We start from the raw sequence: 13,123 nt of genomic DNA, 5'->3' as shown, positions 1-13,123 counted from the left end.
AAGGAACGGGTGCCACGATGGCGAAGGAAAAGTTTGAGCGGACTAAGCCGCACTGCAACATTGGGACGATTGGTCACGTGGACCATGGCAAGACGTCTCTGACGGCGGCGATCACGAAGGTTCTGGCGGAGTCGGGCGGGGCGACGTTTACGGCCTACGACCAGATCGACAAGGCGCCGGAGGAGAAGGCACGCGGGATCACGATCTCGACCGCCCACGTGGAGTACGAGACCAAGAACCGGCACTATGCCCACGTCGACTGCCCCGGCCACGCCGACTACGTGAAGAACATGATCACGGGCGCGGCGCAGATGGATGGCGCGATCCTGGTGGTGTCCTCGGCCGACGGCCCGATGCCGCAGACCCGCGAGCACATCCTTCTGGCGCGCCAGGTCGGCGTTCCGGCGCTGGTGGTGTTCATGAACAAGGTCGACATGGTCGACGACGCCGAGCTGCTCGACCTGGTCGAGCTCGAGGTGCGCGAACTTCTGTCGAAGTACGACTTCCCCGGCGACGACATTCCGATCGTGAAGGGCTCGGCCCTGTGCGCTCTGGAGGATCGCCAGCCTGAGATCGGCCGCGACGCGGTGCTCAAGCTGATGGCGGAGGTGGATGCCTACATTCCGCAGCCGGAGCGTCCGATCGACCAGCCGTTCCTGATGCCGATCGAGGACGTGTTCTCGATCTCGGGCCGCGGCACGGTGGTGACGGGTCGCGTCGAGCGCGGCGTGGTCAAGGTCGGCGAGGAAGTGGAGATCGTGGGCCTGCGCGACACCGTGAAGACGACGGTGACGGGCGTTGAGATGTTCCGCAAGCTGCTCGACCAGGGCCAGGCGGGCGACAACGTGGGCGTTCTGCTGCGCGGCACGAAGCGCGAGGACGTGGAGCGCGGTCAGGTGCTGTGCAAGCCCGGCTCGATCAAGCCGCACACGAAGTTCAAGGCCGAGGCCTACATCCTGACGAAGGAAGAGGGCGGTCGTCATACGCCGTTCTTCGGCAACTACCGTCCGCAGTTCTACTTCCGCACGACGGACGTGACGGGGGTGGTGACGCTGCCGGAGGGCACCGAGATGGTGATGCCGGGCGACAACATCACGATGGAAGTGACGCTGATTGCGCCGATCGCCATGGAGGAGAAGCTGCGCTTCGCCATCCGTGAGGGCGGCCGTACCGTCGGCGCCGGCGTCGTCGCCGCAGTGATGGATTGATTTTAGAGGATCAAAGGACAGCGGCCGGGTCTCGGCACGGTCGCTTCCCTTGTTGAATGGATAAGCCATGAACGGTCAAAACATTCGTATTCGCCTTAAGGCGTTCGACCACAGGATCCTCGACGCGTCGACACGTGAAATCGTGTCGACCGCGAAGCGGACCGGCGCTCAGGTTCGCGGGCCCATCCCGCTGCCGACGCGCATCGAGCGCTTTACGGTGCTTCGCTCGCCGCACATCGACAAGAAGTCGCGCGAGCAGTTCGAGATGCGCACTCACAAGCGTGTTCTCGATATCGTGGACCCCACCCCGCAGACGGTTGATGCTCTTATGAAGCTCGATCTCGCTGCTGGTGTGGACGTGGAAATCAAGCTCTGAGCCCTCGGGCTTGGAGCCTTCGGTAGACACGCCGAGAGGATACGCACATGCGCTCAGGCGTCATTGCACAGAAAGTCGGGATGACCCGCATCTTCACGGATGCCGGCGAGCATGTCCCGGTCACGGTTCTGAAGGTCGACAGCTGTCAGGTCGTCGCCCACCGGACCAAGGAAAAGAACGGCTACACCGCGCTGCAGGTCGGCGTCGGCAAGGCCAAGGTGAAGAACGTTTCGAAGGCCGAGCGCGGAAGGTTCGCCGTTGCGCAGGTCGAGCCGAAGCGCAAGCTCGCGGAGTTCCGCGTTTCCGAGGATGCTGTCATCCCGGTCGGCGCCGAGATCACCGCTGATCATTTCATTGCCGGTCAGTTCGTGGACGTCACGGGCATCACGACCGGTAAGGGCTTCGCCGGCGGCATGAAGCGCTGGAACTTCGGCGGACTGCGCGCTACTCACGGCGTGTCGGTCTCCCACCGCTCGATCGGTTCGACCGGCGGCCGCCAGGATCCGGGCAAGACGTTCAAGAACAAGAAGATGCCGGGTCACCTGGGTGTCGAGCGCGTCACGACGCAAAACCTGCGTGTGGTGTCGACCGACGTCGAGCGCGGTCTGATCCTCGTCGAAGGCGCCGTTCCCGGCGTTGCCGGCGGCTGGATCTTCGTCCGCGACGCGGTGAAGCGCAAGCTGCCTGCAGAGGTGCCGATGCCCGGCGCGTTCCGCACGGCCAATGATGCTGCGCCGGCGGCCGAGGCTGAGCAGGCCCAAGAGGAGAATGCGTGATGAAGCTTGATGTCACCACGCTCGAAGGCGCCAAAGCCGGTTCGGTCGACCTGAACGAGGCCATCTTCGGTCTCGAGCCGCGCGCCGACCTGCTTGCCCGTTGCGTCCGCTGGCAGCTCGCGAAGCGCCAGGCCGGCACGCACGCCGTCAAGAATCGTTCGGCCATCGACCGGACGACGAAGAAGGTCTACAAGCAGAAGGGTACCGGCAGCGCCCGTCACGGCGCCGCGAGCGCTCCCCAGTTCCGGGGCGGCGGTCGTGCCTTCGGCCCGCAGGTCCGCAGCCATGCTCACGATCTGCCCAAGAAGGTTCGCGCTCTCGCCCTGAAGCACGCGCTCTCGTCCAAGGCCAAGGACGCTTCGCTTGTCGTGATCGACGATGTGAAGCTCTCCGAGCCCAAGACGAAGGCTCTCGTCGAGCGCTTCGGCAAGCTCGGCCTCGGCAACGCCCTGATCATCGGCGGCGCTGAGATCGAGACGAACTTCCAGCGGGCTGCTCGCAACATCCCGAACATCGACGTCCTGCCGGTGCAGGGCATCAACGTCTATGACATCCTGCGTCGCGAGAAGCTCGTTCTCACGAAGTCGGCTGTCGATGCGCTGGAGGCGCGCTTCAAATGAGCCTGGACCCGCGCCATTACGATGTGATCGTAAGCCCGGTCATCACCGAGAAGGCCACGGCCCTGTCCGAACAGAACAAGGTCGTCTTCAAGGTTCGACTGGATGCGACGAAGCCGCAGATCAAGGAAGCGGTTGAGAAGCTGTTCGACGTCAAGGTGAAGAGCGTGAATACGGTCGTCACCAAGGGCAAAGTGAAGATGTTCCGCGGCACCCGCGGCCAGCGTTCGGACGTGAAGAAGGCGGTTGTGACCCTCGCTGAGGGCCAGACCATCGACGTCACGACCGGCCTCTGATCGGTTGAGAGAGTGATCCGATGGCTTTGAAAACATTCAAACCGATCACCCCCGGCCTGCGCCAGCTGGTGATCGTCGACCGCAGCGAGCTCTACAAGGGCAAGCCGGTCAAGAAGCTGACGGAGGGCAAGAGCTCCTCCGGCGGCCGTAACAACCTGGGTCGCGTGACCGTCCGCTTCCGTGGCGGTGGTCACAAGCGCACCCTGCGTCTGGTCGACTTCAAGCGTCGCGCCCGTCTGGGCGATGTGGCGACCGTGGAGCGGATTGAGTATGATCCGAACCGCACCGCCTTCATCGCACTGATCGGCTACGCCGACGGCGAGCAGTCCTACATCCTGGCTCCGCAGCGTCTGGCTGTCGGCGATCAGGTGTCGGCTGGCGAGCAGGTCGACATCAAGCCGGGCAACGCGATGCCGATCGGCAACATGCCGGTGGGAACGATCATCCACAATGTGGAGCTGAAGGTCGGCAAGGGCGGCGCACTCGCCCGCTCCGCCGGCACCTACGCTCAGATCGTGGGTCGTGACCAGGGCTACGTGACGGTCCGCCTGAACTCCGGCGAGCAGCGTCTGGTTCATGGCCAGTGCTTCGCCAGCGTCGGCGCGGTGTCGAACCCGGACCACATGAACACCTCGATCGGTAAGGCTGGTCGTAACCGCTGGCTTGGCAAGCGTCCGCACAACCGCGGCGTTTCCATGAACCCGATCGACCACCCGCACGGTGGTGGTGAGGGTCGCACGTCCGGTGGTCGCCATCCGGTGTCCCCGTGGGGCGTCCCGACCAAGGGCAAGAAAACCCGTTCGAACAAGCGGACCGACAAGTTCATCGTGTCGAGCCGTCACGCTCGGAAGAAGTAAGGATAGAGGCACGTCATGGCACGTTCGCTTTGGAAGGGTCCGTTCGTCGACGGCTACCTCCTCAAGAAGGCCGAGGCTGCCCGTTCCTCGGGCCGCAACGAGGTTATCAAGATCTGGAGCCGCCGCTCCACGATCCTCCCGCAGTTTGTGGGCCTCACCTTTGGGGTCTACAACGGTCAGAAGCACATCCCCGTCAACGTGAGCGAGGAAATGGTGGGTCACAAGTTTGGCGAGTTCTCGCCGACCCGCACGTTCCACGGCCACGCGGCGGACAAGAAGGCGAAGAGGAAGTAAGATGGGTAAGGCCGCGACTCCTCGCGCGCTGAGCGACACTGAGGCTCAAGCCGTCGCTCGTATGCTGCGCGTCAGCCCCCAGAAGCTCAATCTTGTTGCGGCCCTTATCCGCGGCAAGAAGGTTTCTGCGGCTCTCGCCGATCTCGAGTTCTCCCGCAAGCGCATCGCTCGCGACGTGAAGAAGTGCCTCGAGAGCGCCATTGCCAACGCCGAGAACAACCACAACCTCGATGTGGACGATCTCGTCGTCAGCCAGGCCTTCGTCGGCAAGGCGCTCGTTATGAAGCGCTTCCACGCCCGAGCCCGTGGCCGGGGTGCTCGTATCGAAAAGCCCTTCTCGAACCTCACGATCGTGGTTCGTGAAGTTGCCGAACAGGCATAAAGGAGAACCAGATGGGTCAGAAAGTTAACCCGATCGGTCTTCGGCTCGGCATCAACCGGACCTGGGACTCGCGCTGGTTCGCCGGCAAGGGCGAGTACGCCAAGCTGATGCACGAGGATATGGCGATCCGCGAAGCTCTCATGAAGCAGCTGAAGCAGGCCGCCGTTTCGAAGATCGTCATCGAGCGTCCGCACAAGAAGTGCCGCGTCACCATCCACTCGGGTCGCCCGGGCGTGGTGATCGGCAAGAAGGGTGCCGACATCGAGAAGCTCCGCAAGCTCGTCGCCAAGATGACCGACGCGGATGTGGCGATCAACATCGTCGAAGTCCGCAAGCCGGAAGTCGACGCGACGCTGGTGGCCGATTCCATCGCCCAGCAGCTCGAGCGCCGCGTTGCGTTCCGCCGCGCCATGAAGCGCGCCGTTCAGTCGGCGATGCGTCTGGGCGCCGAGGGCATCCGTATCAACTGCTCGGGCCGTCTGGGTGGCGCTGAAATCGCCCGCCTCGAATGGTATCGTGAGGGCCGCGTTCCGCTGCACACCCTGCGTGCGGATGTGGATTACGGGACGTCCACGGCTTTCACGACCTATGGCACCTGCGGCATCAAGGTCTGGATCTTCAAGGGCGAAATCCTTGAGCACGATCCGATGGCCCAGGACAAGCGGATGAACGACGAAGGAGGCCGCTCCGGTGGCCGCCGCGAGCAAGCGGCGTAACCGAGAGGTCAGGAGAGGTTTGCCATGTTGCAACCGAAGAAAACCAAGTTCCGTAAGCAGTTCAAGGGCCGTATATCCGGCACTGCGAAGGGCGGTACGGACCTCAACTTCGGCCAGTTCGGCCTGAAGGCGATGGAGCCCGAGCGCGTCAACGCTCGTCAGATCGAGGCGGCTCGCCGCGCCATCACCCGCGCCATGAAGCGCGCGGGCCGGGTGTGGATCCGCATCTTCCCGGACGTGCCGGTGTCGTCGAAGCCGACCGAAGTGCGTATGGGTAAGGGCAAGGGCGCTCCCGAATTCTGGGCGGCCAAGGTGAAACCTGGCCGTATCATGTTCGAGATCGACGGCGTTCCGGAGGATATCGCTCGCGAGGCTCTGCGCCTCGGCGCTGCGAAGCTTCCGATCAAGACGCGTTTCATTCAGCGTATTGCAGAGTAAGGAGGGGATCATGAAGTCTAAGCAGAGAGCCTCCGACCTCAATGCCATGTCGACCGACCAGCTGACGGACGAGCTGCTGAACCTGAAGAAGGAGCAGTTCAACCTCCGCTTCCAGCGCGCGACCGGCCAGCTCGAGAACACCGGGCGCGTCCGCGAAGTCCGCAGGGACATCGCCCGCGTCAAGACGCTGCAGCGCCAGAAGGCTGCTGGGGCGAAGGCTTAAAGGGGATCAAGATGCCGAAGCGCGTTTTGCAGGGCGTCGTTGTCAGCGACAAGCAGGACAAGACGGTCGTCGTGAAGGTGGAACGCCGTTTCACGCACCCGGTCATGAAGAAGACCGTGCGTAAGACGAAGAACTACCACGCACACGACGAGAACAACACAGCCAAGGTGGGCGACACGGTCTTCATCGAAGAGACCAAGCCGCTCTCCAAACTCAAGACCTGGGTGCTCGTCGACCAAGCGAAGGCTTAAAAAAGCCTTCCTAGGGGTTGTCTAACGAGGGCGGCTCGTGTATACGGCCGCCTTTCTCGACATATGAAGGGCAGGGGACGTCAGATCCCCGTCAGGCGTAGTCCGGGGGGCAATCCTGCCTTGGCCCGGAAACCTGTCTGAAACAAAGGAAAGGATCAAAGCCATGATCCAGATGCAGACGAATCTTGACGTCGCCGACAATTCCGGTGCTCGTCGCGTGATGTGCATCAAGGTTCTCGGCGGTTCGAAGCGTAAGTACGCTTCCGTGGGCGATATCATCGTCGTATCCGTGAAAGAGGCTATTCCGCGCGGTCGCGTGAAGAAGGGCGACGTCATGAAGGCCGTCGTCGTTCGCACCGCGAAGGACATCCGCCGCGCTGACGGCTCGGTCATCCGCTTCGACCGCAATGCCGCCGTTCTGATCAACAATCAGAAAGAGCCGGTCGGCACCCGTATCTTCGGCCCCGTTCCCCGCGAACTGCGTGCCAAGAACCACATGAAGATCATTTCGCTTGCGCCGGAGGTGCTCTAATGGCCGCAAAGATCAAGAAGGGCGACAAGGTCGTCGTTCTGACCGGTCGCGACAAGGGCAAGACCGGTGAAGTCGTCCAGGTGCTGCCGAAGGAAGAGCGCGCGGTCGTCCGTGGCGTCAACGTCGTGAAGCGCCATCAACGCCAGACGGCAAGCCAGGAGGCCGGCATCATCTCGAAAGAGGCGGCCATCCATCTGTCGAACCTGGCCTACGCAGACCCGAAGGACGGCAAGCCGACCCGGGTTGGTTTCAAAGTTCTCGAAGACGGCCGCAAGGTCCGTTTCGCCAAGCGTTCGGGAGACCTGATCGATGGCTAAGGCTCAGGTAGACGGCTACACGCCGCGGCTGAAGAAGCACTACGAGGAAGTGGTGCGTCCGAAGCTCATTGAAGAATTCGGCTACAAGAACCCCATGGAAGTGCCGACGATCGACAAGATCGTCCTCAACATGGGCGTTGGCGAATCGACCGCGGACTCGAAGAAGGCTACGGTCGCTGCTGCCGATCTCGCTCTCATCGCCGGCCAGAAGCCGGTGATCACGAAGGCCCGCAAGGCTATCTCGCAGTTCAAGGTCCGCGAGAACATGCCGATCGGCGCCAAGGTCACGCTGCGCAAGGCTCGCATGTACGAGTTCCTTGACCGTCTTGTGACCATCGCTCTCCCCCGCGTCCGCGACTTCCGGGGCCTTAACCCCAAGTCGTTCGACGGCCGCGGCAACTACGCAATGGGTATCAAGGAGCACCTCGTGTTCCCTGAGATCAATTACGACAGGGTCGAGCAGGTTTGGGGCATGGACGTCATCATCACCACCACGGCGAAGACTGACGACGAAGCCCGCGCCCTGCTGCGTCACTTCAACTTCCCGTTCCGGCAGTGAGGATAGCTGTCCTCAAACGCGGACACTGGAGATAAAAGCATGGCTAAGAAAAGCGCTATTGAGAAGAACAAGCATCGTCGTGACCTGGTGAAGAAGTTCGCCGGCCGCCGCGAGCGCCTCCTGGCGGTCGCCAACGACGAGTCGAAGTCCATGGAGGAGCGCTTCGAGGCGCGCCTCAAGCTGGCTGAGCTGCCGCGCAATGCGAGCCCGACCCGCATCCGCAATCGCTGCGAGATCACGGGCCGCCCGCGCGCTTACTACCGCAAGCTCGGCATGTCGCGTATCGCTCTGCGCGAGCTCGGCAACAAGGGCCTGATTCCGGGCCTCGTGAAGTCCAGCTGGTAAGGGGGAGGGCATCATATGATCAACGATCCGTTGGGCGATATGCTCACCCGCATCCGCAACGCGCAGATGCGCCGTCGCGGCAGCGTTTCCACCCCTGGCTCGAAGCTCCGCGCTCGCGTCCTCGAAGTTCTCAAGTCCGAGGGCTACATCCGCGACTTCTCGCAGACCGAGTTCGGCAACGGCCGGACGGAGTTTTCGATCGAGCTGAAGTATTATGACGGCCAGCCGGTGATCCGCTCCATCGAGCGCGTCTCCAAGCCGGGCCGCCGCGTGTATGCCTCCGTCGACACCATGCCTCGCGTGGCCGACGGTCTGGGCATCACCATTCTCTCGACGCCGCAGGGCGTGATGGCCGATCACGAGGCCCGGGAGAAGAACGTGGGCGGCGAAGTGCTCTGCAAGGTCTTCTAAGGCCAGGCACCCGCACAGAACCACGGAGATTCGAAAATGTCCCGAGTAGGCAAGAAACCCGTTCCGGTTCCGTCAGGTGTGACGGCGTCCGTTGACGGTCAGATGGTGAAGGTTAAGGGCACGAAGGGTGAGCTTTCATTCCTCGTTCCCGAAGAAGTGTCGGTTGCTCTTGAGGATGGCGCCGTGGCGGTGAACCCGCGCGACGAATCCAAGACGGCCCGTGCCAAGTGGGGCATGTCCCGCGCTCAGGTGGCGAACCTGGTCGAAGGCGTGTCCAAGGGCTTCGAGAAGCGCCTCGAGATCAACGGCGTCGGCTACAAGGCCGCCGTTGCCGGCAAGGTGCTGAAGCTGTCGCTGGGTTACAGCCACGACATCGACTACGCGATTCCGGCGGGCGTGACGATCACGACCCCGAAGCCGACGGAAGTCGTCGTGGCCGGTATCGACAAGCAGGTCGTCGGTCAGACCGCCGCCGAGATCCGTGAATACCGCGGTCCGGAGCCCTACAAGGGCAAGGGCGTGAAGTACTCCGACGAGTTCATCTTCCGCAAGGAAGGCAAGAAGAAGTAAGGACGACGTATCATGGCTGAGAAGAAAGGCGCTGAAGATCGCCGCAAGGCTCGTGTGCGCCGTGCGATCAAGAAGGCAGCGAATGGTCGTCCGCGGTTGTCGGTCTTCCGTTCGTCCAAGCAGATCTACGCCCAGATCATCGACGACGTGCGCGGCCATACGGTCGCCGCGGCCTCGACCCTCGAAGCTGACCTGAAGGGCAAGCTCAAGACCGGCGCCACTGTCGATGCGGCGAAGGAAGTGGGCAAGCTCGTGGCTGAACGCGCGGTTGCTGCCGGCGTGAAGCAGGTCATCTTCGACCGCTCGGGCTACCTCTATCACGGCCGCGTCAAGGCTCTCGCCGACGCTGCCCGTGAAGGCGGTCTGGATTTCTAACGGCGGGTTCAATCCGAATTATCCTTAGCGAGCGGGCCCGCCGCCCGCGCAAGTGAGAGGTCTCATGGCTAGAGAACCAAGAGAACGTGCTGATCGCGAAGAGCGCGACAGCGAATTCGTCGATCGGTTGGTCCATATCAACCGCGTCGCCAAGGTGGTGAAGGGCGGCCGTCGCTTCGGCTTTGCTGCTCTCGTCGTCGTCGGCGACCAGAAGGGTCGCGTCGGCTTCGGCCACGGCAAGGCCCGTGAGGTGCCGGAGGCCATCCGCAAGGCCACGGACGCTGCCAAGCGCTCCATGATCCGCGTCGCCCTTCGCGAGGGCCGCACGCTGCATCACGACGTGAACGGCCGCCACGGCGCCGGCAAAGTCGTGCTCCGTGCCGCTCCCCAGGGTACCGGCATCATCGCCGGCGGCCCGATGCGCGCCGTCTTCGAGGTGGTGGGCATGCAGGACGTGGTCGCCAAGTCGCTCGGCTCGTCGAACCCGTACAACCTCGTCCGCGCGACTTTCGACGCGCTCAAGAACGAGGACAGCCCGCGTTCGGTCGCCGCTCGCCGTGGCCTGAAGGTCTCGACGCTGCAGGCTCGCCGCCGTGACGCAGACACCAGCGAAGCCGCTGGCGCTGAAGCGTAAGGGAGGCTGTGACCATGGCAAAGAAGCCTGCTGCTGCAGCATCCACCATCACCGTTGAGCAGATCGGTTCGCCGATCCGCCGCGAAGCCAAGCAGCGCCAGACGCTGATCGGCCTCAAGCTCAACAAGCTTCACCGTACTTCGACCTTGGAGGACACGCCTGCGACCCGCGGCATGATCGAAAAGGTCAAGCACCTCGTGCGCGTTGTCGACGGGCAGTGAGGAGAGCGTCATGAAACTCAACGAAATTCGTGACAACGAAGGTTCCACTAAGAACCGCATGCGTGTCGGCCGTGGTATCGGCTCCGGCAAGGGCAAGACCGGCGGTCGCGGCGTGAAGGGACAGAAGTCCCGTACCGGCGTGGCGATCAAGGGCTTCGAAGGCGGTCAGATGCCTCTGCACCGTCGTCTGCCGAAGCGCGGCTTCAACAAGCCGAACGCGATCGAGCTGAACGAGGTCAATGTCGGCCGCATCCAACAGGCTGTCGAGGCCGGCAAGCTCGATACGGGCGCTGCCGTCACGGTCGAGACGCTGGTGGCTGCCGGTGTGGTCTCCAAGGCGCGCGACGGCGTGAAGATCCTCGGCGTCGGCGAGCTCAAGGCGAAGCTTTCCTTCCAGGTCCACGGCGCCTCCAAGTCGGCCGTCGAAGCGATCGAGAAGGCTGGTGGCTCGGTCACCCTCCTGGGTGCCGTTGCGCAGGCGTGAGCCAGCGCCCACATTGACTAAGATCCAAGCGGCGGCCCGCGTCTGATCGCGTGGCCGCCGTTTGCGTGATGACCATCACGTACCAGGTATTTCGGGGACACCACTATGGCCTCAGCAGCCGAGCAACTTGCGGCAAACATCAATTTCGGCGCCATCGCCAAGGCCGATGAGCTGAAGAAGCGCATCTGGTTCACCTTGGGCGCGCTCATCATCTACCGTCTCGGCACCTATATCCCGCTGCCCGGCATCAATCCGGAAGCCCTGGCGCAGAGCTTCCAGAACGCCAGCGGCGGCGTACTCGGCCTCTTCAACATGTTTTCGGGCGGCGCCGTGGAGCGCATGGCGATCTTTGCCCTGAACATCATGCCGTACATCTCGGCCTCGATCATCGTCCAGCTTCTCACTTCCGTGCTGCCCTCCCTCGAGGCGCTCAAGAAGGAAGGTGAATCCGGCCGCAAGATCCTGAACCAGTACACCCGCTATCTCACGGTCCTCCTGGCGCTCTTCCAGTCCTGGGGCATCGCGGTCGGCTTGCAGAGTTCCGGCACGATCGTGCAGGCGCCCGGGCCGTTCTTCCTGATCTCGACCGTGATCACCCTGACCGGCGGCACCATGTTCCTCATGTGGCTGGGCGAGCAGATCACCTCGCGCGGCATCGGCAACGGCACCTCGCTGATCATCTTCGCCGGCATCGTGGCGAACCTGCCCACAGCGATCGCAGGCACTCTCGAGCTCGGCCGCCAGGGCGCGATCTCGACGGGCCTGATCATCGGCGTAATCGTCATGGCTGTCGCCATCATCTACTTCGTCGTGTTCATGGAGCGCGCGCAGCGTCGCCTGCTTATCAATTACCCGAAACGCCAGGTCGGCAACCGGATGTATGAGGGCCAGACCTCGTTCCTGCCGCTCAAGCTGAACACTTCGGGCGTGATTCCTCCGATCTTCGCGTCCTCGCTGCTCCTGCTGCCGGCCACTATCGCCAGCTTCCAGACCGGCGCGGATGGGACCGGCTTCGTCGCCACGCTCACGGCCTATCTCGGCCATGGTCGCCCTGCCTACATGTTCATGTATGCAGCGCTGATCGTGTTCTTCGCCTTCTTCTATACCGCCATCGTCTTCAACCCGACGGAGACGGCGGACAATCTGAAGAAGCAGGGCGGCTTCATTCCGGGCATTCGTCCCGGCGAGCGCACTGCCGACTTCATCGATCAGGTTCTCACCCGCATCACGGTGCTGGGAGCGATTTACCTGGTGATCATCTGCCTAATACCCGAGCTTCTGGTTTCCTACGCGGCTTTGCCATTCTACTTTGGCGGCACTTCGCTTCTGATCGTCGTGTCTGTTACCATGGACACGGTCGCGCAGGTGCATGGCCATCTGCTGGCTCACCAATATGAGGGCCTCGTCAAGAAGGCGAAGCTCAAGGGCGCGCGCAGACGCTAAGATTGCAAACCTCGCCCTCGGGCGAGCGTTCTCGACGAAGTCAGGGGGGCGTCGATGAGGATCATTCTGCTTGGGCCGCCGGGGGCCGGAAAAGGCACTCAGGCCGTGCGTCTGGTCGAGCGGCTGGGAATTCCCCAGCTTTCGACGGGCGATATGCTCCGCGCAGCCGTGGCCGCCGGCACGCCGGTCGGCCTCAAGGCCAAGGCCGTCATGGACCGGGGCGATCTGGTATCGGACGAGATCGTCGTCGGCATCATCGCCGACCGAATCGAGGAGCAGGACGCCAGGGCGGGCTTCATCCTCGACGGATTCCCGCGGACCGTGGCCCAGGCTGAGGCTTTCGACCGGATGCTGGCTGACAAAGGCCTGAAGCTTGACGCCGTCATTGAGTTCAAGGTGAACGAGACCGAACTGGTCGACCGGATCGTCAAGAGGGCAAAGGAGACCGAAGCCCGGGGCGAGCCTGTGCGCAAGGATGACAATCCGGAGGTCTTCAAGACCCGGCTCGATGCCTACAAAAATCAGACGGCCCCGCTCTCGGCCTATTACGAGCGCACCGGCATGCTGAAGACCGTGGATGGCATGAAGCCCATTGACGAGGTTACCCAGGCGATCAAGGGAATTCTCCATCGTTGAGGGGCAAGGGGTTGACGAACGGGTTAATTTCCGTTAGGGGCAAGCTCTTGCACAAGAACCTGCATATCCAGAGGGCTTCATGAGAGGCCGCTCTGGATTGCTGTGTTTGGCATAACGAACCCGCGCAAGGGCCGGCCTCCACCGGACGCGCGATAACCATAA

General features: G+C 62.8%; 24 protein-coding genes. All 24 read left to right on the top strand.

The genetic code is table 11. The features are described 5' to 3' along the window. Positions 1-17 precede the first annotated feature (17 nt). The 24 genes from tuf to ILT44_RS09040 all read left to right on the top strand — a co-directional run bounded on the left by tuf (position 18) and on the right by ILT44_RS09040 (position 12,961). The gene (gene tuf, locus ILT44_RS09155; protein ID WP_204239266.1) at positions 18-1,208 is read left to right on the top strand and encodes an elongation factor Tu; all 1,191 of its coding nucleotides are present in this window, start codon (positions 18-20) and stop codon (positions 1,206-1,208) included. 67 nt (positions 1,209-1,275) lie between these two features. Further along, positions 1,276-1,584: a 30S ribosomal protein S10 gene (gene rpsJ, locus ILT44_RS09150; RefSeq protein ID WP_009764298.1), complete on the top strand. Its 309-nt coding sequence runs from the start codon at positions 1,276-1,278 to the stop codon at positions 1,582-1,584. Positions 1,585-1,631: 47 nt separating this feature from the next. Next, positions 1,632-2,360: a 50S ribosomal protein L3 gene (gene rplC, locus ILT44_RS09145; RefSeq protein ID WP_204239265.1), complete on the top strand. Its 729-nt coding sequence runs from the start codon at positions 1,632-1,634 to the stop codon at positions 2,358-2,360. Continuing rightward, the gene (rplD, locus tag ILT44_RS09140) at positions 2,360-2,980 is read left to right on the top strand and encodes a 50S ribosomal protein L4 (protein WP_204239264.1); all 621 of its coding nucleotides are present in this window, start codon (positions 2,360-2,362) and stop codon (positions 2,978-2,980) included. The genes rplC and rplD overlap by 1 nt, the downstream gene beginning before the upstream one ends. Further along, on the top strand, positions 2,977-3,273 hold the full coding sequence (locus ILT44_RS09135; RefSeq protein ID WP_204239263.1) for a 50S ribosomal protein L23: 297 nt from the start codon (positions 2,977-2,979) through the stop codon (positions 3,271-3,273). Before rplD ends, ILT44_RS09135 begins: the two co-directional genes overlap by 4 nt. Positions 3,274-3,293: 20 nt before the next feature. Further along, positions 3,294-4,130: a 50S ribosomal protein L2 gene (gene rplB, locus ILT44_RS09130; RefSeq protein ID WP_204239262.1), complete on the top strand. Its 837-nt coding sequence runs from the start codon at positions 3,294-3,296 to the stop codon at positions 4,128-4,130. 15 nt (positions 4,131-4,145) lie between these two features. Next, a complete protein-coding gene (rpsS, locus tag ILT44_RS09125) occupies positions 4,146-4,424 on the top strand; it encodes a 30S ribosomal protein S19 (protein WP_036352963.1) in 279 nt (92 codons plus the stop codon). 1 nt (position 4,425) lies between these two features. Continuing rightward, positions 4,426-4,806: a 50S ribosomal protein L22 gene (gene rplV / locus ILT44_RS09120; RefSeq protein WP_036352967.1), complete on the top strand. Its 381-nt coding sequence runs from the start codon at positions 4,426-4,428 to the stop codon at positions 4,804-4,806. 11 nt (positions 4,807-4,817) lie between these two features. Next, positions 4,818-5,522: a 30S ribosomal protein S3 gene (rpsC, locus tag ILT44_RS09115; RefSeq protein WP_036352970.1), complete on the top strand. Its 705-nt coding sequence runs from the start codon at positions 4,818-4,820 to the stop codon at positions 5,520-5,522. A gap of 24 nt (positions 5,523-5,546) precedes the next feature. Further along, a complete protein-coding gene (gene rplP, locus ILT44_RS09110) occupies positions 5,547-5,960 on the top strand; it encodes a 50S ribosomal protein L16 (protein WP_036352973.1) in 414 nt (137 codons plus the stop codon). Positions 5,961-5,970: 10 nt separating this feature from the next. Then, the gene (gene rpmC, locus ILT44_RS09105) at positions 5,971-6,183 is read left to right on the top strand and encodes a 50S ribosomal protein L29 (protein ID WP_204239261.1); all 213 of its coding nucleotides are present in this window, start codon (positions 5,971-5,973) and stop codon (positions 6,181-6,183) included. Positions 6,184-6,194: 11 nt separating this feature from the next. Continuing rightward, positions 6,195-6,434, top strand: a complete 240-nt coding sequence (rpsQ, locus tag ILT44_RS09100; RefSeq protein WP_099511396.1) for a 30S ribosomal protein S17 — start codon at positions 6,195-6,197, stop codon at positions 6,432-6,434. 163 nt (positions 6,435-6,597) lie between these two features. Next, complete coding sequence (gene rplN, locus ILT44_RS09095) at positions 6,598-6,966, top strand: 50S ribosomal protein L14 (RefSeq protein WP_009764309.1); 369 nt, start codon at positions 6,598-6,600, stop codon at positions 6,964-6,966. Continuing rightward, positions 6,966-7,283, top strand: a complete 318-nt coding sequence (rplX, locus tag ILT44_RS09090; protein ID WP_204239260.1) for a 50S ribosomal protein L24 — start codon at positions 6,966-6,968, stop codon at positions 7,281-7,283. Before rplN ends, rplX begins: the two co-directional genes overlap by 1 nt. Further along, complete coding sequence (gene rplE, locus ILT44_RS09085; protein WP_204239259.1) at positions 7,276-7,842, top strand: 50S ribosomal protein L5; 567 nt, start codon at positions 7,276-7,278, stop codon at positions 7,840-7,842. Before rplX ends, rplE begins: the two co-directional genes overlap by 8 nt. 39 nt (positions 7,843-7,881) lie before the next feature. Beyond that, positions 7,882-8,187 (top strand): 30S ribosomal protein S14, encoded by a 306-nt coding sequence (rpsN, locus tag ILT44_RS09080; protein ID WP_183450881.1) that lies wholly within the window; start codon positions 7,882-7,884, stop codon positions 8,185-8,187. A gap of 15 nt (positions 8,188-8,202) precedes the next feature. Continuing rightward, positions 8,203-8,598: a 30S ribosomal protein S8 gene (gene rpsH / locus ILT44_RS09075; RefSeq protein WP_201831568.1), complete on the top strand. Its 396-nt coding sequence runs from the start codon at positions 8,203-8,205 to the stop codon at positions 8,596-8,598. A gap of 36 nt (positions 8,599-8,634) precedes the next feature. Further along, positions 8,635-9,168, top strand: coding sequence for a 50S ribosomal protein L6 (gene rplF / locus ILT44_RS09070; RefSeq protein WP_204239258.1), 534 nt, complete (start codon positions 8,635-8,637; stop codon positions 9,166-9,168). A 12-nt stretch (positions 9,169-9,180) separates the two neighbouring features. Next, positions 9,181-9,543: a 50S ribosomal protein L18 gene (rplR, locus tag ILT44_RS09065; RefSeq protein WP_036353000.1), complete on the top strand. Its 363-nt coding sequence runs from the start codon at positions 9,181-9,183 to the stop codon at positions 9,541-9,543. A 64-nt stretch (positions 9,544-9,607) separates the two neighbouring features. Then, positions 9,608-10,177 (top strand): 30S ribosomal protein S5, encoded by a 570-nt coding sequence (rpsE, locus tag ILT44_RS09060; protein ID WP_099511403.1) that lies wholly within the window; start codon positions 9,608-9,610, stop codon positions 10,175-10,177. Positions 10,178-10,191: 14 nt separating this feature from the next. Further along, on the top strand, positions 10,192-10,398 hold the full coding sequence (gene rpmD, locus ILT44_RS09055; RefSeq protein WP_204239257.1) for a 50S ribosomal protein L30: 207 nt from the start codon (positions 10,192-10,194) through the stop codon (positions 10,396-10,398). 10 nt (positions 10,399-10,408) lie between these two features. Continuing rightward, positions 10,409-10,882, top strand: coding sequence for a 50S ribosomal protein L15 (rplO, locus tag ILT44_RS09050; RefSeq protein WP_204239256.1), 474 nt, complete (start codon positions 10,409-10,411; stop codon positions 10,880-10,882). Positions 10,883-10,987: 105 nt separating this feature from the next. After that, a complete protein-coding gene (secY, locus tag ILT44_RS09045) occupies positions 10,988-12,325 on the top strand; it encodes a preprotein translocase subunit SecY (protein WP_204239255.1) in 1,338 nt (445 codons plus the stop codon). Positions 12,326-12,379: 54 nt separating this feature from the next. Beyond that, positions 12,380-12,961, top strand: coding sequence for an adenylate kinase (locus ILT44_RS09040; RefSeq protein WP_204239254.1), 582 nt, complete (start codon positions 12,380-12,382; stop codon positions 12,959-12,961). The last annotated feature ends 162 nt before the right edge of the window (positions 12,962-13,123 follow it).

This window comes from Microvirga arvi, assembly GCF_016892765.1.
GTDB classification, from domain to species: domain Bacteria; phylum Pseudomonadota; class Alphaproteobacteria; order Rhizobiales; family Beijerinckiaceae; genus Microvirga; species Microvirga arvi.
This window is presented reverse-complemented; position numbering and strand designations above follow the sequence as displayed.